This is a genomic window from Arsenicibacter sp. R0_47 (assembly GCF_057652235.1).
Window position 1 is genome coordinate 1 of record NZ_JBYFCJ010000040.1, and the last position, 26,097, is coordinate 26,097.

A 26,097-nucleotide genomic window follows, 5' to 3' on the forward strand; every position below is an offset into this window, starting at 1 on the left:
GACGGTGTGAACTACTCGGCCTCGACCAGCTTCCCGGCTCTGTCGGCAGGTGTATACAACGTAACGTCGAAAAATGCTCAGGGCTGCGTATCGGCTCCTGTCATGCTGACGATTAACGCTCAACCGGGTACGCCAGCGGCTCCTGCGGCTACTGTATCAGTTAAGCCAACTTGCACTGTATCAACCGGCTCGATCAGCATCCAGGGTGTTGCGGGCATGATGTACAGTATTGACGGTGTAAACTACTTAGCCAATACGCTGTTCGAGAATCTGGCTATCGGTACTTACTCGGTAACGGCTAAGTCTGGTGCTGGTTGTATCTCGGCGGCTACTTCCCTGACGATCTCGAAAGCGTCCTGCCCAATTGATGCGGTGGATGATGCCGTGGTTGCCAACTACAACAGTGTAGTGAGCATCCCTGTGCTGGCCAACGACAAAGACCGTGCGGGTATGCCTGCTTCCCTGACTACGGTAACCATACCGGTGATTGTAACTCAATCAACAAATGGTACTGCGGTCGTGAACGCAGATGGCTCGATCAGCTTTACGCCACGTCCTGGCTTCCAGGGTACTACTTCGTTCTCGTATCAGATTTGTGATGCGGTTGAAGCGGGTAACTGTGACATCGCTCAGGTGGTTGTTGCAGTAGGTGGCAAAGCTCCGGATGCCGTTAACGATATGGTGAATGCACCATACAATACGGCGGTTACAGTTCCTGTTCTGGCCAACGATAAAGACCGCAATGGCGATCCTGCTACGCTGGCTTCGGTAACCCTTCCTGTAATTACACAGGTATCGGCAGGTACGGCTGTCGTTAATCCCGACGGTACGATCAGTGTAACGCCACCAACCGGATTTGTTGGTGCGATCACTGTGATCTACGAAATCTGCGACCGTGCCGATTTTATGAACAAATCGGCTGCTACGTATTGCGACAACGCAGTGGTTACTGTGAATGTAGCTTCGAAAGCTCCAGTAGCGGTGACGGACAATGCTTCGGGCGCATTTGGCTCGGTGATTACTGTCGATGTACTGGCGAACGATAAAGATCGCGATGGTAACGCAGCGGCCCTGGCAATGGTAACAGCCCCAGTGCTGATTACGAACTCGCCAAACGGTACAGCGTCTATTACGAACGGTGTTCTCTCCTTCACGCCTTCAGTAGGGTTCTCCGGAACAACGGTGGTGACGTATCAGATTTGTGATAAGCTCGAAAACAGCAAGTGCAGCTCAGCTTCGGTTGTTCTTACGGTCGGTCCTGATCCATGTGCGCCTGGTCAGGGTAAACCGCTGAAGATCACCAAAGTGACGCTGAACTGTTACACGGATCAGATTTGTATCGAAACGTGTGGTGGCGACGGTAGCCCAACGCAGTTCTTCGGAATTGGGGTAGGCGACTGGGGTTATGAGAAGTGTGTTATGGTGGGTGATGACCTGGTACACCGCGATCCGAAAATTCTCGTGATCAAAGGGGTTCAGAGCGGGGTGGAAGAAACCTTTATCTATGACCTGCCATCGGCTTCGGCTCAGTGTCCGGACGAGTCTCGTCCTTGGAACCGCAACCCAGCTTCGGGTACACCTCCTCCAGGTGTAGTCGTAACGATTCCAGGTTCACCAACGGGTGCAACGGGTCAACCGCTTTCACTGATTGATCCTGCCTATAACTGTACTACGGGTGCAATTACCTTCAAGTACGCAGGTGGGGACGGTACGGCTGTTGAATTTAAGGCAATCGGGGTTACCGGCTGGTCTACTGACCCAATTCACTTTGTGGATGCCGGATTACGGATCGACCAACCAACAATAACCATCGAGGCCCGTCAAAGCGGTCGGGTTGTCAGCCGGACTTTCAACTTGAAAGCCTACTGTGCGACATTCGTTCCAGAGACTCCGCCTGCTTCGGCTACGATTTCGACACCGGCACCGACGACTACCACGCCACCTTCGGCTACTACGGCCATTACAGGCGATGGGGTCTTCCGGCTGATTGATCCATTGTATAACTGCTCGACAGGTGTATTTACCTTCCGTTGGGACGGTAATACAAAAGGTGACGTAGAATACATGGCAATAGGTATTACGGGATGGACGAAGAACCCGAATCATGTGATTGATGCTGGCTTACGGAACGATGCCAACCTGGCTCCGTTCGTATTGAAAGCGCGTCAGAATGGTAAGGAAGTGGAATACACCTGGGATCTGAAGTACTTCTGTACGCAGGTTGCACCGGTTACGCCACCGTCAACGACGGTAACTCCACCGCCTACGACTACGGCAACACCACCGTCAACGACTACGGCAACACCATCAAGTGCCTTCAGACTGGTTGTTCCATCATACAATTGTGCGACAGGTCAATTCGGGTTTAAGTACGAAGGTGGTGATGGTTCCCGAGTTGAGTTTATGGCTGTAGGTATTACGGGCTGGACGCAATCAGCAGGATGGTATACGGTGCAACCGGCTCCCGACGCAGATGCTTTCATACTGTATGCCCGTCAGAGCGGTGTGATTGTACAGTACGTGTGGGATTGGAAGGGAATGTGTAACGGGTCTACTCCTCCAGTAGTGGTTAATCCTGTTGTACCAGAGACACCGGTAGTTACCCCTCCGGCTCCGGTAACGATTTCTGCTCCAATAATGCCTGGTGCCGATTTGAAACTGGTTGCTCCTGAATACGTCTGCGCTACAGGTGAATTCACCTTCAAGTCCGAAGGTGGTAACGGTTCTCCGATAGAGTTCATGGCTGTAGGTATTACAGGCTGGACTTCGAACGCTAAGCATGTAATCGAAGCCGTTCTAAGGAATGACCCGACCATCAGCGCATTTGTGCTACATGCTAAGCAATCAGGAAAAGTAGTTAGCTACACATGGAAGCTACAGGATGCCTGTGGTTCAGCCCGGGTTGCCACCCGTGTTGAAGTGCCACTGGAGGTTACCATCTTCGGTAATCCAACGCTGGGTGAGGAAGTTGAAATCCGGGTGACGGGTGCTACTTCGAAAATGATGTTGAATGTTGTTGACCTGCAAGGTAATAATGTCTCAATTCAGGAAGTAGAGTCGCCAGATTCGAATACTCGCTATAGGATTAAGCTTGGCAAGCAAGCAGGCATGTATCTGCTGAATGTGTCTACACAATCGCAGAGCAAGACTGTAAAAGTGATCCGGCAGTAAGCCAACGGTGCGTAAGTATGAAAGCCCCGGGTTACCCCGGGGCTTTCTTTTTCAACTGACAAAACCAATTTCTTTTCCCCTATGAGAACGATCCGTAAACCGATACGCTATTGGCTGGGGGTTCTTTATCTGCTGGCTTGTTCACTCCTTCAGGCCCAGAATATTCCCGGTTCCATTACGAATGCCTGTCCTGTGCGAACGGCCAGTCTCAGCGTGATCACGCCCCAGAATGGCAATACCCTGGAATGGCATACAGTCTCCTCGAACCCAACGGCTTTCACCCGAATCAATACCCCTTCCTCGGTGGGTGCCGGTGTGTATTTTCTGTTTGCTCTTTCCAATGGTGTTTATTCGCTCGTGGGGCAAACGCAGGTAAGCCTGGTGGAATGTACGCCCCAGCCTGCGTTTGCCTGTCCTGCAACGGCTTTTGTTGTGCAGGATTCGCCCAGTGACTTCTATTCGCTCGATTTATCGACCGGTGCTTTTGTGCTGGAGAAAAATAATATCCTTCCGTCGGGATCAAACCGCCAGATTCAGGCAATTGGCTACAACCGCCTCGATGGATATATATATGGGTATCGGTCTGGCACAACGGATTTAGTCAGAATCGGATCAGACTACAGCTATCAGTTGATTTCAATTTCGACTCTGCCGGTTTCAGGGTATGATAATGGGGATATAGATAGCCAGGGTATTTTATACCTGACCAATGGAGGGAATACCATTCGGCGCATTGATCTGAATCCCAATTCGCCTACGTACCTGCAAAAGCTGCCTGATCTGAGCACAACCGGCACGACGATTTCAGACTGGGCCATCAATCCTGTCGATGGTTTGTTATATGCAGTCAATCAGTCCGCCGTTTTGTACCGCTATAACCCGGTGACGGGTGCGCGTACGACAGTAGGGACCATTCAGTGGCCGGTGTCTTCCACCAATGGCTTTGGCGGGGTCTTTTTTGACGCTGCCGGCAATCTGTATCTGTTTGACAATAATACAGGTCAGACCTTTAAAGTAGCCGCCACGCAAACAATAGCTGCCAGTAATGGCAATGTCATGCAGGGATCACTGTTTCTTTCGACAGGCGTTCCCGTAACGGCCAGTGATGCCGCCCGGTGTCAGTCAGCCCCCGTCCCCTGTCCGCCCGTTGCCGTGGCCGGAGTCGTTACAAGTCAGCCAACCTGCCAGGTTTCGACGGGTTCCGTTACGGTTACCGGATACGGATCAGCTTTCACCTTCCGCCTTTTATCCGGCGGCAATTACCAGTCGTCTCCTGTTTTCAGTACCGTTCTGCCTGGCTCCTACACGGTCCATGTGCGGGAAACAGCCAGTGGTTGCGTGACGGGGACCGCACTGGTGGGTATCAATACCGCACCATCGGTGCCTCCGGCTCCGGTATTGTCGGCCACTTCGACTTCGATCTGTCAGGGCGGATCGACCCAATTAACGGCGACAGGCTGTGCGGGAATGGTCAACTGGTCAACCGGCGATGCCGGGACCTCCATTTTCGTCAGCCCCAACACAGATCAGACCTATTCGGCCACCTGTATAGAAGGGGGGTGCGCGTCGGATGCTGCGACCCTTGCAATACGTGTCAAACGCTTCCCCGGCAATCCGAGCCTAACGGCAGATCGGACTACAATCTGCGCGGGTAGTTCCGTGCAGCTTACGGCTACGGGCTGTATGAGCGGAGCCAGCGTCAACTGGTCTAATGGCATGAGTGGCAGTACCATCACCCTCACGCCGTCAGCGCCTTTTATGCTTCAGGCGCATTGCTTCTTCGAGGGATGCTCGTCGGATGCGATCCCCAGTATTCAGATCACGGTGAATCCCGTCCCCTCCGCTCCGGTGTTGCATAACCTGATCGTCTGCCAGGGTGAATCGGCGGTGCTTACCCCGTTTGGTTGCGGTGGGACGGTAGCAACCCTTCATTCAGAGACCCTTATCAGTTCGGGCAGCTTCTCAAATACCATTACCTCCTATACGATGGTTTGCGTTGAAGCTGACTGCATTTCTGAACCTGCCGTCGGTTCGATTACATATTTGCAGATTCCGGACGTTCCGGTAATTACCGCCGACGGTCCAACGGTGGGTGTATGCGAGGGGAGTAGTGTTCCGTTGCAGGTTACGTCCTGCGCGGGCGGAAATGTCAACTGGTCCAACGGGCTTTCCGGTGAATCGGTTATTTTAATTGCCCAGCCCGGCCAGTCCTACACGGTTCGGTGCTTTAACGGTAGTTGTGGCTCCCTTGCCCGGCCCATTGTCTTTCAACGCCCCTGAACAAGAAAAAAGAGCCGGGATTACCCGGCTCTTTTTTCTTTCCCTGTTGATTCTTATTTATTCGAACGTTCCTGCTTAGAACGGTCTTTAGAGCGGAGTCTTATTGCCATTAACCAGTTCGGTCAAATGGGAGTAATCACGTTTTTGACGGGGTATAATGTCGAGGTATTCCAGAAACGCTTCGACAACGACGGTCTCCAGATATTTACGTTGAATCCCGGCTACTACTTTCAATATCCGGTTCGTTTCTGAACTCATCCGCACATTCACCTGTTCGAGCTTTCCCTGTGGAAATTGGATCACATCCCGAAAGTTGAGCGGGGTTGTTATGCCGGGCGTAGTGAAGTAATGGATGAAGCTTCTCTCCGTATCCGATAATGGCATTGTCTTGTTTAATACCGGCCATTCCTCAAATCCGAGATAACATTGAATGGCTTCGTTGGCCTGAAGCCTCAATGTTTTACGCTGTTGCTGTGCGACCTGGTTGAAGGCCGTTTTAATCAGAAGCGGCATTCGCACGTTTGTCTGTATACTATCTCCGAATCCTCCCTCATTAACTTCCATTCCTATGCTATGTTACCTTCTACACCCGCCTGGAGGGGGTCAGAAGTAATGTGACTAAACCCATCTATCAAAGCTTAAAAATATGCAAAAAAAGACTAAAGATTAAACAATCTGTTTTTTTGTTTTCATAAACCTCGATCTTTGTTCGTAATCTTTGAAATCTGGTCATCTGAGAACGTTGACAATCAAACAATACCGATTTGAATAATTGACCCTTAACAGCCAATAATTTTTATCTATTTATCCCATAAATAATGTGAAACCATAAACTAATACTACTCATTATTAACAATTTATAATGAATTATGGGGTTAGACTGTATTGAATAACAGAACAGTTTATTTTTAATTACAGAATTCCTGGCAAATAGGACAACAATTAAGTACATAAGTAGGATAACAGGATATTATAATTTAATAACCACAAAATCAACTATTTACAAATAATGAAATATTCGTGACAAAGGAAAATCACACGAAGAACATAGTACAGACTTAGCAAAAATCAAAAAATATATCAATTGTTTTTTTTGAATCGAAAAAGCCATTTATATTTGATTCAAACTTCAACTTTGATTTTAACATGAAAGCATTTCGTTATTCGTTGAGTGCAGTAGTTGTGGCTGGGTTGCTTTTGGTATCAGGAGCTGTTATGGCTCAGTCTTCAGGCTTTGCTGAGGCTACTTCCGCATTGGATGCCGCTTCTGCGGGTGTAAAGACCTGGTTCAAACCCGTGACCAGTCTGATCTGGGTTATTGCCGCTATTATCGGCGTAATCGGGGGGTTTCGAATTTACAACAAGTGGCAGAACGGGGATCAGGATGTACAGAAGGCCGCTGTTGGCTGGTTTGGTTCGGTACTTTTTCTGTTGGCCATTGGCGCGGTTATCTCCTCGGTTTTCAAGGTCTCCTAACAGATGGGTTCCCATTTGGGAAGGAATCATATAGGCACCTTCCGGTGCCTATATCTATTTATGGGGCATTTGTTTTTCAATTGAAGTATTAATGAAAAGACAACGAATTTTTTGGATGGTACTTCTACTGGTTGTAGTCCTGCCCTCCCTGGTTCTGGCTCAGCAGCACGGCCCGATCTACAATAGTTTTTACCGCCCCTTTATCGGGCTTGTTCCCCGCGTTTTCAAAGTGGTGTGGGCGATCATTCTGGTCCTTTCCATCATTTATGGGTTTCGGGCCTATAATAAAATGCAGATGGGCGACGAAGATGCTTCGCTCTATATGTTCCGGTGGGGCGGTGCCCTGTTGGGGGTAATTGGGGTGATCGGGTTCCTGAACGTGTACTACAAAAACGATGTGAGCAGTAATGCGTTCACGGTCGATTACCGGTTGTATATGAATATTGATGAGATGAGTGGATCTACCTATACTCCACCCACTCCGCCGGCTAGCCTGACCAACCTGCCATCCGTTACGTGGCCAACTACTCCGACGACTACTACGACTACCCCCGACCCAATCGGTCCAAATCCGTAATGGCTTTTCCGGAGAAAGGTCTTCATGCTACCAATAAACTTAAAACGACTGGGATATGGGTTTTCCAATAATTCTTTTACAAGGTCATGGTTCGATCACCAGTGTAGGCGATGTGTATACCCGGGTTATGATCGGGTGTCAATACCTGGCCATGTTTGCTGCCCTGATAGCGGGGTTTCGGATTTTTCAGCGGTGGAACAGAGGGGAGGATATTGAAAGCGGTCTGCTGAACTGGTTTTTTGGCTTACTGTTCGTTCCCTTTGTTATTCAGTCGGTTAGCTCGGTCATCGTCAATAACGGGTGGTCGGATTCGGAAAGTCCGGATTACACCCTGGGCTTTGTGGTAGCCGACACGGCCACGGTTGTGTTCGCTATCGGGATCATTGTCGCGGTTGTCGGCCTGATCCGCATCTACAGCAAATTTCAAAACGGAGACGACGATATACCTATCTTCTTCCTTAAATGGCTGGGCAGTCTGGTGTTTTTATCAGTCATGTATGGCTTTGTCAAAATCATCAAATAATCGAACAATGCTATGGCAAATTTTCATCACTACTTCCGGGGCGTTGATAATGAAATTGAATTCAAAGGCTTTCGGGGTAAATACTTTTATTATGCCGCAGCCTGCCTTGTAGGTGCTATTTTCCTGACGATGATGCTGTACGTATTTGGGGTACACATTATTATCACGCTCGTTCTGCTGGTGACTATCGGTGGGGGTGGGGTCTATTACTTCCATAATCAGAACGAAAAGTATGGCCGGTGGGGGGATGTCAAAAACTCTCTCAAATCGCTCAAACCGAAAGGTGTTGTCAATAAGGTTCCCGTTAACCAGCTCACCTTCCACGCCAACCTGCGAAAGCTTTTTATCGAATAAGCAGAACCGCCTGCCCGGGCGGTTTCTGTGTTTGCGTTTTTTTCAGCTAAAGAGTGGTGCTTAATATCTTTTGAATAATGGCCAATAAATTACCAAATATCTCCGAAGTATATCCGATTCTGGCAGTAGATGAGGATTACGACATTGTGGTCTCGAAAAATGCGGACCTGTCCATTGTGTTCCGGCTGGAGCTACCGGAAATCTATACGATGGATGAGGGGGATTACGAGGCTCTGCACAGTATGTATATACGGGCATTGAAGGTGTTTCCGCCCGGCTATGTCATTCACAAACAGGACTGGTTTTTTGAATCCCAGTATACTCCTGATTATGGCCCGGAGTACTTTAACTCCAGCTTTATCAATCAGGAAAACCAGCGTCATTTTAATGAGCGTCCCTACCGGGATCATTACACCTTCATCACTGTGACGCTGCCGGCTCAATCGCCCCTGAAGCGGAACTCGGCCAACAACAGCCTTTTTAAACGGCTTACTCAGCTTTTCCGGCGTAATCTGGTTCCCCGCGAAGTACGAAACCCCAAATACTGGGATGGTTTTCGGGAATTATGCCTGCGTTTTCAGGCCATTCTCAATGATAGTGGTCGCTTACGGTGTACCCAGATCAAGGGGCCGGGCCTGGTGGGTGAAGGTGAGGAGCTGGGTTTGATTCATCAATACCTGAATCTCACTCTCAATGACCCTACTCTCAAGGATATGGAGTTTGAAGGAGGAATGAAAGTAGGGGGCAAATACTGCCATACGTTCTCCATCTGCCGACTCGAAGATTTTCCCTCTGAGGTAGCTGAGCAGATTCGGCTGGAGCAGCTTTCGACCGATAAATCGTCCATAACGGCCTCTACCGGTTCGATGCTGGGTTTATATCTGCCCTTTAACCATGTCTATAACCAGGTCGTCATGATTGAAGAGCCGGACTCGGTGGTCCGGCGACTGGTGGCTGAGGTGAAACGCCACCTTTCCTTTTCGGCCTGGAGCAAGGAAAATGAAATCTCGATTTATGAGAAAAACGAATTCATGGAAGCCGTGAAGGGGGGTAACCGGATTGTTACCAAGTCCCATTACAATGTCATGTGCTTTCATGAGAATGAGGAGGTTGCGGATCAGTACCGGTCACAGACGGCTGCGGCTATCGCCAAACTGGGTTATAAGCCGTACCATGCTGCGCTGGAACAGGAAGCGCTGTACTGGGCCTGTATACCGGGCAACATCGCCGAGATTGGCGCCGATAACCTGTTTACGTGTCTGCTGGAAGAAAGCGTGGCCCTGTGGACGATGGAGACGCATTATAAAGACCCGTCCCATAACCGGAACGGTATTCTGCTCACTGATCGGTTTGGTCGTCCGGTGATGGTCGATGTTCTGTTCGATACCTATCCTCATCAAATCGACAACCGGAATGTAATGGTGATTGGTCCCTCTGGTTCGGGAAAATCCTTTACCATGAACAACATGGTGTACTACCTGCGGGAGAATGGCGCTCACGTAACCATCGTGGATATTGGTAACTCCTACAAGCGATTGTGCGAGGTTATGGGGGGTAAATACGTAACGGTGGATAATAACAACCGGCTGGAGTTCAACCCGTTTTACTTTGACAACCTTGATCCATCGGAGGAACAGCAGGATGCAATCCGGACGCTTCTGAACGTGCTCTGGAAAGGGGATGATGAACTGACCTCCGATGAAAAGACGGGGGTATCGACCCTGTTCCAGCGGTATTACCAGTACTTGCGGGAGAGTCGCGACGAAGGGAGCTATGTGTTTCCGTGTCTGGATACCTTGTACGAGTTTGCTGAAGGGTATTTCATAAGTGAAGTGCTTGAGAAAGACCCGCATTGGAATAAATCACACTTCGATGTCTCTTCGATGCTCTGGAACCTGCGGAAATTCTACAAGGGAAATACGTATGACTACCTGCTGAACTCGCGTAAGAATCTCGACCTGATCAACCAGCCCTTTACGATTTTCGAGCTGGATAACATTAAGGATAACCCGACCCTGTATTCGGTGGTGACCCTGATGATTATGAATACCTACGTGAACAAGTTGTTCCAGGTATCGGGTACGATTAAGGTACTGATTATTGAGGAAGCCTGGCAGGCTCTTTCGAAGGCCAACTTCTCCCGCTTTTTGCTGTGGTGCGCTAAAACCTGCCGGAAGCATAACGGATCACTGGTCGTGGTTACCCAGGAAGTGGATGACTTGTTGAAATCATCCATTGTAAAAGATGCGCTGGTCAACAATTGTGACGTAAAAATTCTGCTTGACCAATCGAAGTACAAGGAACGGTTTGATGATGTGAAAGGGGTCATGGCTCTTTCGGACAGCAACACCAATTTCATCCTGTCGATCAACGGAGCCAAGGATTACGGACGGCCACCCTACAAAGAGGTCGCCATTATCCTCAAGGACAAATGCAAGGTGTACGGGGTAGAGGTATCCAGAATCGGGTACGGCTCCTTTACGACGAACCGGCAGGAGGTCGATGAAATCCGGTCCCTGACGCGGCACTACGGCAATGATACAGAAATGGGCATTCGGGCCTGGGCCAGGGGAGAACGGGTCAGTTTGAGTAAATAATGTCTCACGATTAACTACAGTGTAATCATGTTTAAAAAACCAGTTTCAATGATCCTTCTGACGGTATGCAGCCTGGGGCTGCATACCGTCTCCTATGGACAGTTCGTGGTTTCCGATCCCGGTAATACGGCTGTTAACTCGGTTCACTCAGGTATCACCTCGATCCTGAATGCGTTATCGAAGACCTCCTTCGGTTCCCTGGTGAAAGATGTGGAAAGCCTTAAAAAGGTTTCATCTGCAATTCAGAATGTCTCCAAAGTCACGCAGATATTGAATCAGTGTCAGCAGACGATGAATTACATGAATAAAATTTCGCAGGTTGTTTCCAAAGACCGGCACTTTTCGCCTAATGAGTATTCCATCATTGCGGAGGATCTGCGCGACATCAGCCAGAAAGGGATCAAGTCGCTGACGGATATGAAGGGGGCTACTTCAGCCAATTTGTTCCGCATGTCTGATCACGAACGGCTGGTGTGGATGGATAATGTTCAGTCGAAAATCGGGTCGCTCAATAATATGCTGGGCCAGTATTATGCCTCGCTGAGTAAAATCTCGTCTCACCGGGCGACTACCGTGAAAGACCGGCAGCTAACGGCCCAACTTTATTCGGCTGGCGCTCAGGCCTTGAATTCGACGGAGGGTTTCTTTAATGAGTCCTCAAGTGTTCCTTACTATATGTACGGTATGCAGTCATCCGATATTCGGGTCAGTTCGGATTCGTCAGCGATGGATAATTATGCCAACCAGAAATCACTGGCGGCTACCCAGAAGAAAATGGATGACATGAACTACGCATCCCAGCAATATTCGACCGAGTATCAGCTTCGCGAAATTCAGGTCAAACGGGATGCCGTGATGAGCTTTATGGCTCCGGTAGGGCCCTGGGTGCCGATGCCCAAGCTGAAGAAAAATGACCCGCAGCTATTCGCTAATACTGCTACAGGCCAGTTGGCCTCCGAAGAAGAATTCAACCTTATGGTTGAAATGGATGTACGTAAGCGCATGATCCCGGTTGCGGCTGAGTTGAAAAAGAAATGGGGTCTTGACCAGATGTACGCTACCGACTGGAATGGTCAGGATGGCAATCGCTGGGGTGGAACGGAAGGGGTCTATACGCCGACCACCCGTGACCCCAATGCGGGTATGCCAGACATTGGTACGTATACGCCGGGGGTCTTTAACCCGTCGAATCCTGATCCGATCAAGGTGGACGTATACATCCCACCGATTACGGTGATCACAGAAACGCCCCCGGCTACGACTCCGCCTAATAGTACGACGCAGCAACAGTAGTAGGGACTGAACGGGTAATAATGTTGAACAAGGTCAGGTAGGGTTACGGCGCTACCTGACCATTTTCCATCAGTTGTCATGAGCACCAGTTTATTAGATATACTCAAGTTTATCGAAGACACGTATCAGAGTACCATCGGTACGACACAATCGGCTTTCAATGTGATCGTCGGAGAAATCCGGGCGGTGGCCGGCATCGGTGCGCTGATCTATATTTTCTCCCGGCTGGCGGGTCAGATCATGCGGTCGGAGCCGATTGATTTTTTCCCGTATATGCGTCCGTTTCTTATTGTAATGATGATTGCACTCGCGCCCAGCCTCTGCAACGTCATGGATAAGATAAGTATGGAGTTCTATAACAAGAATAATGCACGGAACACGAAGTTGACGGCAGAAATCGCCAAAATTGAAGGTAAACTTGATCAGGCCGTCCGCCGGAAATGGGAGATAAAGGGTCAGAATCCCCAGGTTGGCATTCCGGTTAATCCGTCTGATACAGGGTTACTGAGTTTTGTGAAAAATGCCTATTCACGCCTTCTGCAAACCATCAGCTCCCAGATGGAAGAATGGGGAGATTATCTGAAGGCCGCGCTGCTCTCCCTGATTCAGGATATTTTACTGATTCTGATGCAGGTAGCCGAAGCCTGTCTGTACCTAATTTCGATTTGTTACCGGTTGATCTTGCGGCTGGCGGCTCCGATTGTTTTCTGCGCGGCTATTTTTCCCGGCATGACGAATGCGCTGGTAGACTGGTTTGCCAAGTACATCAATTTCTGTCTGATGCCATTCGTTGCCTCCGTGGTTTCAACCATCTGCTTCACCATCAATGAAAATTATCTGAATGCTTATATCGCTAATATCAACGCTTATATCGCGGGGGGCGGAAGTGCAACCTCTGACCCTACCCTGATGGGATTAAGCTATATCGGCCTGCTGATTATCTGTCTGGTTTTTTATTTCCAGGTGCCCTCGCTGACGAGTTTATTTGTTACAGCCGGTGGTGTGTCGATGCTCATTGCCGGGGCTACGTCCCAACTGAATCGTCGGGCCATAAGCCCGGCTACGTCAATGGGAAAAAACACCGCCAAAGCCGGACTGGCTCTGGGTACGATGGGTGCCGGAGCGGTTGGGGGAGCCGCCATTGGAGCGGCTGGTTCGATTGGCAGAGGTCTAACCTCGATGCGATCCGGGATGCGTGAAACGGCAAGGACCTGATTTTTTTTGTTGCCAAAAAACAACATAAATCGAACGATTTATCTATATGCTACAGGACATTATTACGCTCATTAAAGCCCAGTATGCTGAAATGCTGGCTTCGGGCAATCTTTTCGGTAGTGCTTCTTCGGCCTACGGAATGATTTCCCAACAGGTACGGGCGGTCGCTGGCATCGGTGCGCTGATCTACATTTTCTCCCGGCTGGTCGGACAGATCATGCGGGGCGAACCCATTGATTTTCTGCCGATGCTGCGTCCGTTCTTTATTGTTATGCTCATTGCCCTGGTGCCGTCTCTGTGTAATGTGATTGACCGGCTGGGAGACCGGCTTGTGCAAGGCTCCGAGGTAGGAAATCAGACGCTTTTTAAGCGGATTGAGACGCAGGAAGCTTTGCTGAAGAATGCGATCTCTAAAAAGTGGGACAAAAAAGCGGAGGAGAACGCCCTGAAAGCCAGCACCATCCCTAAACAGGATGAGTACGTGGACGAAATGGGCAATAAGTACAGCAGTAGTACCGATGTGGGAGCTTCCTTCACGGAAATTGTCAGTGATCAGTTTGCTGAGTGGGCCGATTATATAAAGGCCTGGCTCCTGAGTCTGATCCAGGACATACTTCTGATTATGATGCAGGTGGCCGAAGCCGCCCTGTTGCTGATTTCAATCGGCTACCGCATTATTCTGCGGCTGGCGGCTCCGGTTGCATTTGCCTGCGCGATCTTTCCGGGCATGACTTCGGCCATGTCGGAGTGGTTTGCCAAATACATCAACTATACGCTGATGCCCTTTGTGGCGTCCATCGTCGGAAAAATCGCCTTTGCCTTTACGTTTAAGTACCTCTACGCCTACACCCAGTACTTCGATTCCTATGGCCTGAAAACGGGAGCGGATAATACCGATCCGACGCTGATGGGCGTGGCTTTCATTGGTTTGTTGTGCTGCTGTCTGGTCCTGTTTTTCCAGGTGCCTTCGTTGACGAATATGTTCGTTACCGCTGGCGGGGTTGGGGCAATGGTTTCCGGGGCAACGAGTTTACTGGACCGGGGCAGTCAGCCTGTACGAGGGGCAGCGGCCACAATGGGTCGTGGCGCGTTACTGGGCGGTACAATGCTGGCGTTTGGAACCGTTGAAAAACTGGCCGGTGGCGTCTCCGGTGTACGGGCATGGTACGGCTCCCGAAAAGAATCCGCAAAAACCCTGGATGGGAAAGGAGGTGCCGATGATCCGAATGGACGTGGTAAAACGACGACCAAAGGGGCGGCTAAATCCGTCGATATTAATCCCAATCAAATTAGTGGCCGGTCCGGTGGTTCGGCTTATACGGCCAAAACACCGACGAAAGGTTTACCGAATGCCCGGCCAGGACTTACTGTCGATCCGAAAGGTAAACCGGATGCCGAGAAAGAGAAAGTGCTGGCCGGCGCGGGTAAAGCGCTGGGCGCAATGGGTGGCCCCGCCATATTAAGTGGTGTTGGCGGTGACTCTACCCGATCCGAAGGGGCACCGGCCAAACTGGGCGGTTCTGATCAGGGGGGTAAAGGAACTTCCACCGAGGCAACAACCAAAACGCCGGGTGTTGGCGTAGGAGCCGGTGACTCCACGGGTGTTAAAGGTGCTGGCGGAACGGGAACCCTGAATCCGGACGGCACTCCCGCCGAGCCGGCGAAAGGTGGTGACAAAGGCAGCACGAAAGATGCTGACGCGCTGCTGGTGGCCGGAGCCGCCGGGGCTGGAGCCGCACTGGCGGGTGCCAGAACCGACAAGGATAAAGATTCTCCGGCTGGTACTACGGATGCCAAAGTCACGGCTGATAAAGGGGCTTCCTCGAAAGGCGGAGGTACACTGTCCGGAGATGTTCCTGGTGGATCGAAAGCAAAATCGTCGGCTCCGGCTGGCGGTGCAGGAACCGGTATGTCCGGCAACGCGGGAGAGGGTAAGTCTGCCCTCGGTTTAGGGGGCGGATCGGGTCAGAGTCAGTCTGGTGCCGATGCTGCAACAGGCGGTAACCGACCAACTATCGAGCGAAACGAAGAGGTCTATGAGGCTGCTGCTATGCCAAGTATGTCCGTACCATCTGGTGGTGGCGGGACACCGGCTGAAGGCGGCTATGATGACATCGACATGGTTGTACCGGCAGGCAGCGGTTCCGAGACGGGCCAGGGTTCAGCGGGTAGCAGTTCCAATAACCGGTCGGCTGGGGCTGACCCCGAGCGTCAGGCTGAATCGCAGCCATCGACCGCTGTTGGAGCATTCCTGCAAGGATTCCGGCAGGCCAGTTTCAGAGAAGGTGCGTATAAGGGCCGGGATGTACTGGTTAAGGTATCCCGCTTCAATGATGCCTTCCATAATTTCTCCCGATTTGACACGTCTGCCGAACGGATGGACCGCCGGGAACGTGAACAACAGCGCCGGGAAGAGTATCTGCGGAAACTTCAGGCTGCGAATGCCGCTGGCCAGAGTGGCAGTGGTTCATCGGACAGTTCGGGTGGGGGCGGCTATTCCGACAGTCAGGGTCCCGTTGATTCGTCACCGCCCTCCATGCCAGCCGGAGGAGGGTATACACCCGACTCCTCAAGCTACGTAACCCGGTATGAGGACGCAGCTATGCCTCAACAACCTGTCTCGGTAGGTTCGTCCGAGCAGCCGAATGAAGTCATTCACCGGACGATTATCGTCGGACCCACGAATAGTAGCGGAGGGGCAGCTATGGCTCCACAGCGACCTATTGATGTCTCCTCGGAGACGGGGGTTCCGAGTCCCCGTGTCCGGTTCTCGCAACCCCGACAGTCCGCTCCATCGGGTAGCCGACCGGTTTCCTATGCGGGTCAATCGGTGCCGCCAGCGGGGTCCATGCCGATTACGAATGCGGGTATGCCTTTAGGATACAATGGGCTTGGCTATGCCATGCCGGTTTCGTCGATGGCCAGGGGCGATCAGGAGCGTTTATTCTCCAGTCTGGAGCCTCAGCCCAATGTGAGCGGTGGTGGCCAGCCTTTTCAGTCGCGGGAAGAAACCATCGAGTATCATCAGGAGGTTGTTCGGGAGCTTCAGAAAAAATACCATGTCAATCCGGAACCACCCCGGGTAAGTCTGGCACCGGCTGAGGGGTATGTCAGTCAGTCTGTCAATACGGTCAATAGCCAGCCCGAACCTTCGGCTCCGGCTCGTCAGCCCCAGAATCCGCAACAGGCCAGCAGCTTCATGTCAGATTTCGGTGGGATGATGGGGATGGCCCGGAAGGGTATTGTCAACACCTCGCGGAATGTAGGACAGAGCGATCTTGTCCAGAGCATGAAACAGGGTGCCCGGCAGGGAGCCGGTATGGGATTGGACTTGATGATTAATACCTCCCGGGCTTCGCGGGGCCTCCAGCATTTTGCCTATCTGGATACGTCAGACGAGATTATCGAACGTCGTCGCCGGCAGGCAGACCAGCAGGAACGCCGTCGCAATAAGTTGTCATCCTCAGACGCCCTGGACGGCGGACGTATGTTTAATGAACCGGGCGATAACGACTATGCCCGTCGGGAACGGCGCTACGGTGATGGTAAATAACAGGGCATCAGGGAAGATTAAATTAATCATTTAATAGTATGAAAGGACTTCGCTTTAAGGAGAAGTACCGGGCGAATTTGCTCGGTACATACCGAGACTTTGAACAATTGTTTTTTTATGTACTGATTCCAAGTACATTAATCACCGGAATGACCATGTTTTATGCCCTGAAGCAGATGAAATCGGTCTCCCGCTTCTCCTACATCTTCCATAACGGGAAAAGAGGGGGCGCAAGCATTCAAATCTATGAGATTGAAGGGGTTAAATCGGATAAAATCCCCCCCAAAACTTCGGTTTTTGAAGAATTTATGCGACTGCGTGATACGAAGAAGGCTAAATAAAAACAATTGTTTTATTTTTGAGAGAAAGTACTTAAAACCAATCGAACTATGAAACAACTCATGCAGATGGAGCAGAATTTCCAGCGCGGCCGCATACTCATCATTGCGGTATTTACGTGTGCGCTGGTCCTGTGTCTGACCACCATCTATTTCAGCTTTGAAATGGTGGATTCGTTTTCGCAGCGTATCTATCTCATTAACCGGGGGGATGCCATTGAAGCAACCTGCGGGGATGTGTCTGACAACCGCCCGGCCGAGGCCCGGTATCATGTGACGCGGTTTCACGAATTGTTTTTTTCGGTTTCGCCTGATCCCAAGTCCATTGAGGATAATACCCACAAGGCGTTTTTCCTGGCGGACCGTTCGGCCAAACTGTTGTATGATAACCTCCAGGAACAAGGGTACTACCGGCAGATGATTGAGGGGAATGTTACCCAGAAGGTGCAGATGGACAGCGTTCAGTTGGACATGAAGGTCTACCCCTATAAGGTGGTAACTCATTTCAAAATCACCCAGAACCGTTCTACCGCGCAAACGATCCGGCAACTGGTGACAGTGTGTGATCTGGAAGATGTCAACCGGTCGCAGAACAGCCCGAATGGCTTTCTGATCCGCAACTTTCACATGGTTGACAATAAAGTTGTGTTCTCCACCAATCAATAATTGGCCGGCCTATGAACAGTGTCTTCCGCGTCTTTAAACGCAATAAAGCAAAGACCGATCATCTGGAGCAGGTACGACGCGAACAGGGAGCCAGACTTGCTCAGCACATCCTGGCCTATCAGCACCGGATTGCCACTTACCTCAATGAGTGGCAGCACCGGGTCGGATTCCGAACCCGGAACATTATCCTGCTGACGGTCATGTTCGGATTTCTCCTGGTTTTTCTCATTCCTTCAATTCAATCATTAAATCAGTTCTTATCCAATGGCAGCCAATCAAAACCCGACACCCCCAGCCAGCGGCAATCCGTCCGGGAGCAACCAACAGCAATCGCTAAACCCGACTCCCTTACAGCCCGGAGTGGTGGGCGACAAGACTCAACGCAAACTCAAACTCGGTAGGCAACAGCTCGGAGTCTTGTTCGTCGTTGCGTTTATTTTAGTTGGAGGGGGGTTTTATTTCGTGCAGAGCGGGTTTCTCTCGGCCTCTGCACCTGCTGATTCCTTGGCGGTAGCCCAACCCGAAATGGGTGTGGTTACGCCCCGCAACAAGCCGATGGATGCGGTTAATAAGTATGGCAATGTAGGCCCCAATGTCAGTCCGACCAGTTCGCTGAATCCAACGGATCAAGCCGCCGACGAAAACACGTTGATGCTGACGGGGGAACCCCGGAAATGGTCGCTTGGCACCAATGAGTCGCTTTCCGACCGTGACCTACGGGAAGTTAGTTCGACCCAGCCTGCGGGGGGGGGGGCTGCCAACCCTTACCAGCAAAAGCAGCAAATCTCCAGCCGGGTAAATTCAGACATTAGCCGGATGGGAGCCGAACAGCGTTCAGTCGTGCGTAACCTTCAGGATGCCCGTCGTCAGGAGCTTCTTGACCAGCAACGGGAGGCTGAGAAACAGGCCTACGACCGCAGGACGCAGGAGCGGATTCTGGCCAATATGGAATCCAATTCCAGAGCGGCACAGGAGTACTACCAAAATCCAAACCGGTACGCGATGGCTGTATCCAATCAAGGGGGTGTCGCAGCGGGGGCGCAGCAACCGGTTGGTCAGGGTCAGCCAGGGGGGCTGGCTCAGAGCGGTACGCCAGGGCTGAAGATGGAAGAGTTCTACCGCGTAAAAGCCTACTATAAAGGACAGATACCGGCTCAACTCGCCCAGTACTACAGCAAGGAAATGGCCGAGGAACAGCGGCTGGCCCTGGCGGGTGACAATACAGGGATTGTGCTGACTCAGGTGATTCAGCGGCAAAACAATGGCCAGCAGTTGGGACAGAATGTGAGTCGTCGCAATGGCTTCTATGGTCTGAATGGAAAACGGCAGTCCCCAACGGGGAGTGGCCCCAGCCAGAAAAACCTGGCGATACCCGCCGTGATTCATGGGGACGCTGACGTGATTAAAGTGACTAACGGGTCTACCGTTAAAATCCGGTTGACAGAAGGGGCAGTGCTGATGTTAAATGGGGATCAGGTCGAATTGCCGGCTAATGGCTTGTTGAGTGGCGTCTGTTCAATTGCCGGTGAGCGGGTGCAGATCACGATCTCGAACCTTCGCATCGGCAACTACCTCTACCAGGCCGCGATGCAGGTCTATGATATGGATGGTATTGCCGGGGTCCGGGTTCCTGACCTGAACACAAAACAAGCTGCAAGTCAGATGCTTGTCCAAACGGGAACCTCTGCCTCCCAGATGCCTTATTTCGTCAACTCTTCGGGAAATGTGGGTCAGCAGTTCGCCAATCAGATGGCCTACCAGATGGGCAATCAGCTTTTTCAGGGAGCAAGAAATCTGGCCGGTGCCAAGCTGGGACAGCCTATCGCCCTCATTCGGGCTAATTACATGATTCTCTTGAAAGGCGGCGCAAACTCAAATATGAGTGATCCGACGATGCGGGGCAACCGGGTTGAAGACACCTCTCAGTATTAACCGGGTGGAGTCTACCGCCCTTTTTCTAAACAACCAAAAGGATTGTAAAAATGAAGACAGCTAATGCATTAATAGTTTTGGGTCTTTCTATGTTTCTGGCTTGCCCCTCCATCGGCCAAAGCCTGAATCCGTCTATACCGGCCAGTCGCTCGGCTAGTAAAGCGGCTACACCGGGCAGCTCCACCCTCGCGGCTACCTCCAAATCGACGGCTAAGGCCGGCAAGAAATCCGGTAAGGATTGTGATTGTGATGACGACAAGCCCAAACGCCGGACCGGCATAGCGCGTTCGTCGGCTTACAAGAAAAGGTCGTCATCGTATGAAGTGAAGGGTTGGGAGCCACCCAGATCACGGGCTGAACAACCCGCAGTTACCGGAACGGCATCGTTGACGCGGGGGGGGTACGAATTTACGGGATCACCCATGCCCCGCCCGGATACCGTCTTTGTCGAAAAAAAGACACCTGTGAAGATTATTCCCTATCCGTTCACGCTGCCTATCGACAAACAGGCCATCAAAGGAGCGTATGTGCTGGGACTGTCGGATCACAAAACTACGCATATCATCTTCCCTTCCAAAATCAAGGTGTTTGATGCAGGGTCTGCTGACGTACTGGCCGTTGTTCCGGAAGCCGCCGGAAACGTTTTGCAGGCCAAATCGAGTGAGGCCAAGCCTTTTGAACAGACGAACATGACTGTTCTGCTGGAAGATGGCGGCTTCTTTTCCTTTCTGGTGCATTACGATCCCAACCCGCCGGTTCTCAACCTGAACGTGTTGAACAATATGCGGATGGATCGGAAGACCTCACAGGACCTGGGCATTAATCAGGCCTACGGATTTGTTTATCAGGCTCAGAATGCCCCCAACGTCGATGAGCTTTCGTATTTCGCCAAAAAGACAGTCAATCAGAAACGGTTCGTCAAAAACGTGGGTGCGACGAGTCTGAAAGTAAATGCACGGGCGACGGCGCTGTATGTTCATGGCAACAGTCTTTACATTCAGCTTACTATCGAGAACGATTCTGAAATCGACTACAATCTCGACTTCACCAAGTTTTACATCCGGGATAAAAGCGTGATGAAACGCGTCGCCCAACAGGAAATCGAGCTGGTTCCTCAAATGTATTTCCCCGAGGAGGTGACCGTATTCAAGGCGGATTCAAAGTACGTGGTTTGCTACGCCATTCCGCTCAAAACGTTTACGATTGACAAGGTGCTGGACGTTGAGATCTATGAAAAGCAGGGAAGTCGCCACCTGCGTTTCCCCATCGAAGCCGACGTATTCATCAAGGCGAAATCATTCTAACTCCAGGTCTCTCGTATGAAACGGAATGTATATGCACTACCAAACTCCTTCCGGCTCCTGGGGCTGGTCGGGATTCTGCTGGCCGGATCGCTGACGGTTCAGGCACAGACACACTTAAAAGGTCAGCGTTTTACCCAACTGACGGTCTCCCGGGTGGACCGCTTCTCGGGGGGGCTGACCGGAAATAATATTGGGTATGCCGGTGAGGTTACGTTTGGGAAATATACCCGCAATCTCAATGCCTGGCCCATTACACTGGGGTATATGACTAAAGACTATCTGGTAGCCGCTCCATCATCGGAGCTGAAGGTTCCCCTGGAGCAGTTCTATGCAACGGGTGGGTATCAGTTCAAGTGGTATCGCTCCCCGAACCGGCTGTTTTTTGTCACCTCGACCCTAAGTGCATTGGCGGGGTATGAACTGGTGAATAAAGGAAAGTACTTCCTGTATGATTCGACGGGTCTGGCGGCTCGTTCCCGATTCAAGGTTGGGGGCGACATGGGTCTGGATGTGGAGTACTATAACGTCGTCCTGGGCGTGAAGCAGCGGTGGAATCCCACCTCACGGGTGCAGCCCTTTCACACCTTCATTCACCTTGGCTACCGGTTCCATCATTAATTCTGCAAGGTATGAAAAGCACAAAAATATGTCTTATCGCCGGGCTACTGGGCCTGATAGCTGTTGTTTCAGCCTGTGAAAGTGATCTGGAAGTAACGAAGGCCACCCCTCCGGCAGAGGTTCAGTTCGTTAATCCGGACTTTAATTTTCTGGTACGTAATCCGGGAAAGGATTCCCTTCTCCTGACGGACACGCTCCAGGTTGAGTTTTACCTGCGCCAACTGGATGCCCAGCAAATCAAATCGGCTTACAAGTTCTCGTTTTCAGTTTCGGGTGGAGATGGAGATTTCTGGATGGGGCCGGATACGCTTCGACAGAACGACATCAGTTCGGCCATAGTGTACAATAATCTGTTGCAGACGAAATACCGGATGCTGGGCAAATTCGTTCCGTACAGACCGCGAAAAGGCGGTGCCTCGACATTCACCTTTACCTGTAGAGATGGGGACAATCGAACGAAGCAGGCAACGCTTGTCGTGTATTACAAGGACAAATAACGGGTCGTGCGTGTCCGAAGCCAGGCCGATCCTGTTTCGGCAAAACTAAGCAACGAAACGACGAATTAGAAAGGGGTGACCGGTCGATCTGGTCGCCCCTTTATGTTGTTAGCGTTGGGGTCACCGGATTTGCCCTCCTGATTTCCCCGCTGTCCTGATCGGGGAATCTACCCAATCAGTTAAACCACTAAGTTTGACATTTAAATCATTTACTTTGACAATCGTACACATTAAGAATGACAATACCGATACTGCATTTATAATACCAATGACTCAGAAGCCCGGAAAACGCCCGTAAACAGCCTTTAGAGACGCGTTTAACCGGGTATTCTATCACGGCCGCATATTATGGCCTGAGCGCTCCATTACGTTATTTAGGGCGTTTCTACCCCATTCCGGTCGTGGTTCGTATGCGGAGTTCGGAGCCTGGTCAGAATCATTCGCAGAGCTTTGGCATCATCAACGGTGATGGCGCGTTTCCACTTGTTCTTGGTCTTCCACCAGACAATGGCTGCTTCGACCGTTTTGGTATCAGCGGGAATGTGTTGCCGACGGGCTTCATCGAGTACCATTTGAATGAATGGGGCTTCCTCCAGGGCTTCTTCCTGTTTCTCGATCAGAAGCTGCTGTAAGACGGGTAGCATGTGCAGGTACTCAGTACGGTGTAAACGGCTTCGCAGGTAGTAGTCAATATCCCCCGCCCGAACGGCATCATAGTTCAGGATAAAGAGGTCCTTTTCCGGGTCGATGGCCCAGGCTATGCGGTTTTTCCGCTCATGGGGATTGTAGACATCCCAACTGCCATACACGGTATTTTTCGGATTGTACCGGACGCAATAGTTCTTGGGTCGCTTGTTGGCCACAAATTTATCCCAAACGTGACCGGGGGGGGCTTTCTCTACCTGATACCGACCAGCTTGGGGCAGGGGAGGAACATTGTTTTCATGACAATAATAAAAGAGCCGGTCCTGAAAATTTCGGGCCGACTGGTAGCGGCCCGCTTCATAAATCCCGGTTAATACAACCCGGCTACCTTCTACAATATCGGCATTCATTTGTTTCATCCACGCGGTGAACGTCGGCCTGCCATCGGAAAGAATCTGTTCATCATCGTAGATAAACCGGATCAGCTCCTGGGTACGCTCGTTGAGGTGAAATAGATTGATTGGTTCTTTAGTCTGGCCAAATACAGTGGTACGATCCAGCAAGCCCTGAAGGAAGGTGACGAGCTTCCGGTAGACGAACGTTTGTATTTCCATGTTGTCCTTTTCGGTTTCAGATCGCACCTTCTGCATTTGTTCCACCAGGGACGCGAGTTCATCCCGGTAGGGGAAAAGCCGGGTTTCTAAGGCCAGCTTATGGGTGAATATGCGGTAAACGTTCTGGCCATTGCGAATCAGGAAATAGGTGTTGTTGAGATTTTCTTTATTGAGGAGAGCGTTAATAAATGGATCACCCGAATAGTCTTTAGCAGTACGACGAATCTTTAGCGCAATGATCCCTCGCGGTTCAGCCATGATATAATCCAGATTGCCCGGCTCCAGCAACCATTGGTCAAACTTCTCAATAGTACTCAGGTCAAAATCAAGGGCGTTTTTGTAGCCGATCCGAACGGCGATTTCTTCGTCCATGTAGAGGGCTTTCTGCCTGAAGCTGATAGGGGTGTCAGACGGGGCGGGTTCTCCGGCCTGAATCTGGTGCAGTTCTTCTTCGATACCCATGTACAACTCAATGGTTGTAATCATGCGGATGATGCGCTCTACCTTGCGGGTGAGCGTCGCCAGCAAATTGTTCGCCTGGGAGTGAATGGCCTGAAGTGCGGCCTGCCGCCTGAGCATTTCCATCTGCATGAACTGGTTAATGACCTGTAGCTGGCTGGTACGCTCCCGGGTATGCTCCAGCATCTGGTTCAGGTGCTCGGCTGAATTGCGGAGGACTAACCCCTGCTGATCGGCTTTTTCAGCACTGGCCTCCAGTGCCAGTTGCTTCTGAAGATCATCCAACCCTTTACCGTCGAGTAAACCTACGGCCTGCTCCATCATCTGGGACGCATTGAAGGCCGGACTCCAGACCATCCATCGACCATTTCCATACATGAATTCAGTATAGGATTTGTCTGTCACGCGTTCCTCCCACACGTAGGCTGCGTCCATATCGGACTCGTTGGCGCGTTTTTGAAACCGGATGTAGAGAATGGGTTTTTGGGGTTCATGGGTATTCTCGACTAACCGATATTCCAGAACCTTAATCCATCGGTAACTCTGGCCGTACCGACCGTCAGCATAACAAAAGAGAATATCTCCGTCCTGGCCCGGAGCCTGATGCTGGGCTTTGAGTTTCGAAAGTCGGGTCGCATAATCCGTTGGATCGGACGCGTCATCAATCGTTGATAAGAGTTGGCTCATTGTTCAGTAATAATAGTGGGGTGGTCACCCTGGCGGATCAACCGGCCTGTCTTTTGGGTGGGCAAAAGGATAATTAGCTTGGGTCTGTAGGAACCGGTATGGGTCGGCTACTGGCGGGAAATTGCCTGTCAGTCCAAAGCCTCAAACGGAATGTACTGTTGGTTGACCCCAACGGTCTCAATGTTGTTCCCCATCAGTTCACTAAATGGGTTCTCCGATATTGCCTATATTGAACAGCAAGGAGAGGAGGGGGACAAACGCTGCGAATGCGAACCCCGGACGAGCCGTTACGGGTATTGGACGATCTGATTCTAAAGCGCCCATCAGGTTAAGGATTACGCCCCCTACGGCAATAAACAGATCAGGTGCCAGTTCCGGCAGTCTGTCGGAACACCTGTAATGGGTAAAAGGTATCGGCCCATGCCGATACCCCTACCGATGTAAATACTTGATATAACTCTCCCGGGTCCGAACCAGCATATCGGCTACACCTGCCAGGTTCTGGATTCCAGAGATGTACATTTCATCCTCTTCGTAGAGCGCAATCATCAACATTCCATTGTTCATGTTTACGGAAATCTGCCGAATCTGGTCATACGGCACAATGGTCAGATCACTACCGGAGCAGGAATATTTGATACCCTGCGGAGTAGCGGCCATAAAACTCACTTCCGGCCACGAATTTTCGGGGGTATACTTACTCAGATGAATCTGAACATCATTCGGACTCAACCGGCGATCCCGTACCGGTGCCTGCGGCTGTTGCTGCGTATAAACCCCGGCGTGTTGACTCGGGGGAGAAATAGTCGGCTGAACACTTTGTTCACCGGTTAACCAACTCCAAAATCCCATTTTCGTATATCCTTTAGCTGTAAATAAATTCAATCAATTAAAAAAACCAAATTCACCGGAGCTTTGCATTAAAACGCTCCGAAATACGGGGCTATTTATCCCACTGTAACCCATACTGCGCGTCACGGGCCAGAATCATCAGGGCTTTGCGCTCCTCTTCCGACCGGGCATTCCAGGTTTGGGGATCATCAAACTCTTCCGCGACCGAATCCATAATCACCTCACCGTCACTATCGAGTATCCGATACATGGCCAACGTTTGATCACCTGTATTATCGAGCCGGATAAACTTCATCCCAGCTTGTTCCATCGCCGTTTTACCTGAATAGGTGAAGCTTAATTCATGCAAGATCATAGCTTCTTATTTTCCTCTTAATTTACTAACGCTACCCTAAAATAAAATGTTCGATTTAGTTGAAAAAAAGAGACAAAAATTGTATATACCA

21 protein-coding genes are annotated in these 26,097 nt (G+C 50.8%); 16 read left to right on the forward strand and 5 right to left on the reverse strand.

The features are described 5' to 3' along the window. On the forward strand, window positions 1-3,171 hold a 3,171-nt coding region (locus AC23NW_RS32860), incomplete at its 5' end, for an Ig-like domain-containing protein (RefSeq protein ID WP_487454885.1). 81 nt (window positions 3,172-3,252) lie between these two features. After that, window positions 3,253-5,451, forward strand: a complete 2,199-nt coding sequence (locus AC23NW_RS32865) for a DUF6923 family protein (RefSeq protein WP_487454886.1) — start codon at window positions 3,253-3,255, stop codon at window positions 5,449-5,451. 87 nt (window positions 5,452-5,538) lie between these two features. Here AC23NW_RS32865 and AC23NW_RS32870 read toward each other — a convergent pair whose 3' ends face one another. Beyond that, window positions 5,539-5,964, reverse strand: a complete 426-nt coding sequence (locus tag AC23NW_RS32870) for a hypothetical protein (protein ID WP_487454887.1) — start codon at window positions 5,962-5,964, stop codon at window positions 5,539-5,541. Window positions 5,965-6,597: 633 nt separating this feature from the next. Here AC23NW_RS32870 and AC23NW_RS32875 point away from each other — a divergent pair. The 10 genes from AC23NW_RS32875 (at window position 6,598) to traK (ending at window position 18,043) form a co-directional block, all read left to right on the forward strand. Next, window positions 6,598-6,927, forward strand: a complete 330-nt coding sequence (locus tag AC23NW_RS32875) for a DUF4134 domain-containing protein (protein WP_487454888.1) — start codon at window positions 6,598-6,600, stop codon at window positions 6,925-6,927. 115 nt (window positions 6,928-7,042) lie between these two features. After that, window positions 7,043-7,504, forward strand: a complete 462-nt coding sequence (locus AC23NW_RS32880) for a DUF4134 family protein (protein ID WP_487454889.1) — start codon at window positions 7,043-7,045, stop codon at window positions 7,502-7,504. Window positions 7,505-7,559: 55 nt separating this feature from the next. Further along, window positions 7,560-8,027: a DUF4134 family protein gene (locus AC23NW_RS32885; protein WP_487454890.1), complete on the forward strand. Its 468-nt coding sequence runs from the start codon at window positions 7,560-7,562 to the stop codon at window positions 8,025-8,027. A 12-nt stretch (window positions 8,028-8,039) separates the two neighbouring features. Then, window positions 8,040-8,381 carry a DUF4133 domain-containing protein gene (locus AC23NW_RS32890; protein WP_487454891.1) on the forward strand — a complete coding sequence of 114 codons (342 nt, stop codon included), beginning with the start codon at window positions 8,040-8,042 and terminating at the stop codon, window positions 8,379-8,381. Between the two features lie 77 nt (window positions 8,382-8,458). Next, a complete protein-coding gene (locus AC23NW_RS32895) occupies window positions 8,459-10,978 on the forward strand; it encodes a TraG family conjugative transposon ATPase (RefSeq protein ID WP_487454892.1) in 2,520 nt (839 codons plus the stop codon). 27 nt (window positions 10,979-11,005) lie between these two features. Next, the gene (locus tag AC23NW_RS32900; RefSeq protein WP_487454893.1) at window positions 11,006-12,271 is read left to right on the forward strand and encodes a hypothetical protein; all 1,266 of its coding nucleotides are present in this window, start codon (window positions 11,006-11,008) and stop codon (window positions 12,269-12,271) included. A 78-nt stretch (window positions 12,272-12,349) separates the two neighbouring features. Then, on the forward strand, window positions 12,350-13,486 hold the full coding sequence (locus AC23NW_RS32905; RefSeq protein ID WP_487454894.1) for a TraJ family protein: 1,137 nt from the start codon (window positions 12,350-12,352) through the stop codon (window positions 13,484-13,486). Between the two features lie 46 nt (window positions 13,487-13,532). After that, window positions 13,533-17,039, forward strand: a complete 3,507-nt coding sequence (locus AC23NW_RS32910) for a TraJ family protein (RefSeq protein WP_487454895.1) — start codon at window positions 13,533-13,535, stop codon at window positions 17,037-17,039. Window positions 17,040-17,077: 38 nt separating this feature from the next. Next, window positions 17,078-17,380, forward strand: a complete 303-nt coding sequence (locus AC23NW_RS32915) for a hypothetical protein (protein WP_487454896.1) — start codon at window positions 17,078-17,080, stop codon at window positions 17,378-17,380. A gap of 48 nt (window positions 17,381-17,428) precedes the next feature. Next, a complete protein-coding gene (gene traK, locus AC23NW_RS32920) occupies window positions 17,429-18,043 on the forward strand; it encodes a conjugative transposon protein TraK (protein ID WP_487454897.1) in 615 nt (204 codons plus the stop codon). On the opposite strand, the gene AC23NW_RS32925 is transcribed toward traK, so the two are convergent. Continuing rightward, window positions 18,037-18,201: a hypothetical protein gene (locus AC23NW_RS32925; protein WP_487454898.1), complete on the reverse strand. Its 165-nt coding sequence runs from the start codon at window positions 18,199-18,201 to the stop codon at window positions 18,037-18,039. The genes traK and AC23NW_RS32925 overlap by 7 nt on opposite strands. Window positions 18,202-18,307: 106 nt before the next feature. Here AC23NW_RS32925 and traM point away from each other — a divergent pair, with 106 nt between their 5' ends. Genes traM through AC23NW_RS32945 form a run of 4 tightly spaced genes read left to right on the forward strand, consistent with a single transcriptional unit; the run spans window position 18,308 to window position 22,394 of the window. Further along, window positions 18,308-19,975, forward strand: a complete 1,668-nt coding sequence (gene traM, locus AC23NW_RS32930) for a conjugative transposon protein TraM (protein WP_487454899.1) — start codon at window positions 18,308-18,310, stop codon at window positions 19,973-19,975. Window positions 19,976-20,025: 50 nt separating this feature from the next. Continuing rightward, window positions 20,026-21,279: a conjugative transposon protein TraN gene (gene traN / locus AC23NW_RS32935; protein WP_487454900.1), complete on the forward strand. Its 1,254-nt coding sequence runs from the start codon at window positions 20,026-20,028 to the stop codon at window positions 21,277-21,279. A 15-nt stretch (window positions 21,280-21,294) separates the two neighbouring features. Further along, the gene (locus AC23NW_RS32940) at window positions 21,295-21,897 is read left to right on the forward strand and encodes a conjugal transfer protein TraO (protein ID WP_487454901.1); all 603 of its coding nucleotides are present in this window, start codon (window positions 21,295-21,297) and stop codon (window positions 21,895-21,897) included. A gap of 11 nt (window positions 21,898-21,908) precedes the next feature. Beyond that, window positions 21,909-22,394 (forward strand): hypothetical protein, encoded by a 486-nt coding sequence (locus AC23NW_RS32945; protein ID WP_487454902.1) that lies wholly within the window; start codon window positions 21,909-21,911, stop codon window positions 22,392-22,394. A gap of 374 nt (window positions 22,395-22,768) precedes the next feature. Here AC23NW_RS32945 and AC23NW_RS32950 read toward each other — a convergent pair whose 3' ends face one another. From AC23NW_RS32950 to AC23NW_RS32960, 3 genes are all read right to left on the reverse strand, one after another. Then, the gene (locus AC23NW_RS32950) at window positions 22,769-24,799 is read right to left on the reverse strand and encodes a hypothetical protein (protein WP_487454903.1); all 2,031 of its coding nucleotides are present in this window, start codon (window positions 24,797-24,799) and stop codon (window positions 22,769-22,771) included. 432 nt (window positions 24,800-25,231) lie between these two features. After that, window positions 25,232-25,651, reverse strand: coding sequence for a hypothetical protein (locus tag AC23NW_RS32955; RefSeq protein WP_487454904.1), 420 nt, complete (start codon window positions 25,649-25,651; stop codon window positions 25,232-25,234). Between the two features lie 91 nt (window positions 25,652-25,742). Further along, window positions 25,743-26,006, reverse strand: a complete 264-nt coding sequence (locus AC23NW_RS32960; protein WP_487454905.1) for a hypothetical protein — start codon at window positions 26,004-26,006, stop codon at window positions 25,743-25,745. Between the last annotated feature and the right edge of the window lie 91 nt (window positions 26,007-26,097).

Coding starts and splice junctions, on each gene's coding strand:
- AC23NW_RS32865 (WP_487454886.1), top strand. CDS start 3,253: ATGAGAACGATCCGTAAACCGATACGCTATTGGCTGGGGGTTCTTTAT.
- AC23NW_RS32870 (WP_487454887.1), bottom strand. CDS start 5,964: ATGCCGCTTCTGATTAAAACGGCCTTCAACCAGGTCGCACAGCAACAG.
- AC23NW_RS32875 (WP_487454888.1), top strand. CDS start 6,598: ATGAAAGCATTTCGTTATTCGTTGAGTGCAGTAGTTGTGGCTGGGTTG.
- AC23NW_RS32880 (WP_487454889.1), top strand. CDS start 7,043: ATGGTACTTCTACTGGTTGTAGTCCTGCCCTCCCTGGTTCTGGCTCAG.
- AC23NW_RS32885 (WP_487454890.1), top strand. CDS start 7,560: ATGGGTTTTCCAATAATTCTTTTACAAGGTCATGGTTCGATCACCAGT.
- AC23NW_RS32890 (WP_487454891.1), top strand. CDS start 8,040: ATGGCAAATTTTCATCACTACTTCCGGGGCGTTGATAATGAAATTGAA.
- AC23NW_RS32895 (WP_487454892.1), top strand. CDS start 8,459: ATGGCCAATAAATTACCAAATATCTCCGAAGTATATCCGATTCTGGCA.
- AC23NW_RS32900 (WP_487454893.1), top strand. CDS start 11,006: ATGTTTAAAAAACCAGTTTCAATGATCCTTCTGACGGTATGCAGCCTG.
- AC23NW_RS32905 (WP_487454894.1), top strand. CDS start 12,350: ATGAGCACCAGTTTATTAGATATACTCAAGTTTATCGAAGACACGTAT.
- AC23NW_RS32910 (WP_487454895.1), top strand. CDS start 13,533: ATGCTACAGGACATTATTACGCTCATTAAAGCCCAGTATGCTGAAATG.
- AC23NW_RS32915 (WP_487454896.1), top strand. CDS start 17,078: ATGAAAGGACTTCGCTTTAAGGAGAAGTACCGGGCGAATTTGCTCGGT.
- traK (WP_487454897.1), top strand. CDS start 17,429: ATGAAACAACTCATGCAGATGGAGCAGAATTTCCAGCGCGGCCGCATA.
- traM (WP_487454899.1), top strand. CDS start 18,308: ATGGCAGCCAATCAAAACCCGACACCCCCAGCCAGCGGCAATCCGTCC.
- traN (WP_487454900.1), top strand. CDS start 20,026: ATGAAGACAGCTAATGCATTAATAGTTTTGGGTCTTTCTATGTTTCTG.
- AC23NW_RS32940 (WP_487454901.1), top strand. CDS start 21,295: ATGAAACGGAATGTATATGCACTACCAAACTCCTTCCGGCTCCTGGGG.
- AC23NW_RS32945 (WP_487454902.1), top strand. CDS start 21,909: ATGAAAAGCACAAAAATATGTCTTATCGCCGGGCTACTGGGCCTGATA.
- AC23NW_RS32950 (WP_487454903.1), bottom strand. CDS start 24,799: ATGAGCCAACTCTTATCAACGATTGATGACGCGTCCGATCCAACGGAT.
- AC23NW_RS32955 (WP_487454904.1), bottom strand. CDS start 25,651: ATGGGATTTTGGAGTTGGTTAACCGGTGAACAAAGTGTTCAGCCGACT.
- AC23NW_RS32960 (WP_487454905.1), bottom strand. CDS start 26,006: ATGATCTTGCATGAATTAAGCTTCACCTATTCAGGTAAAACGGCGATG.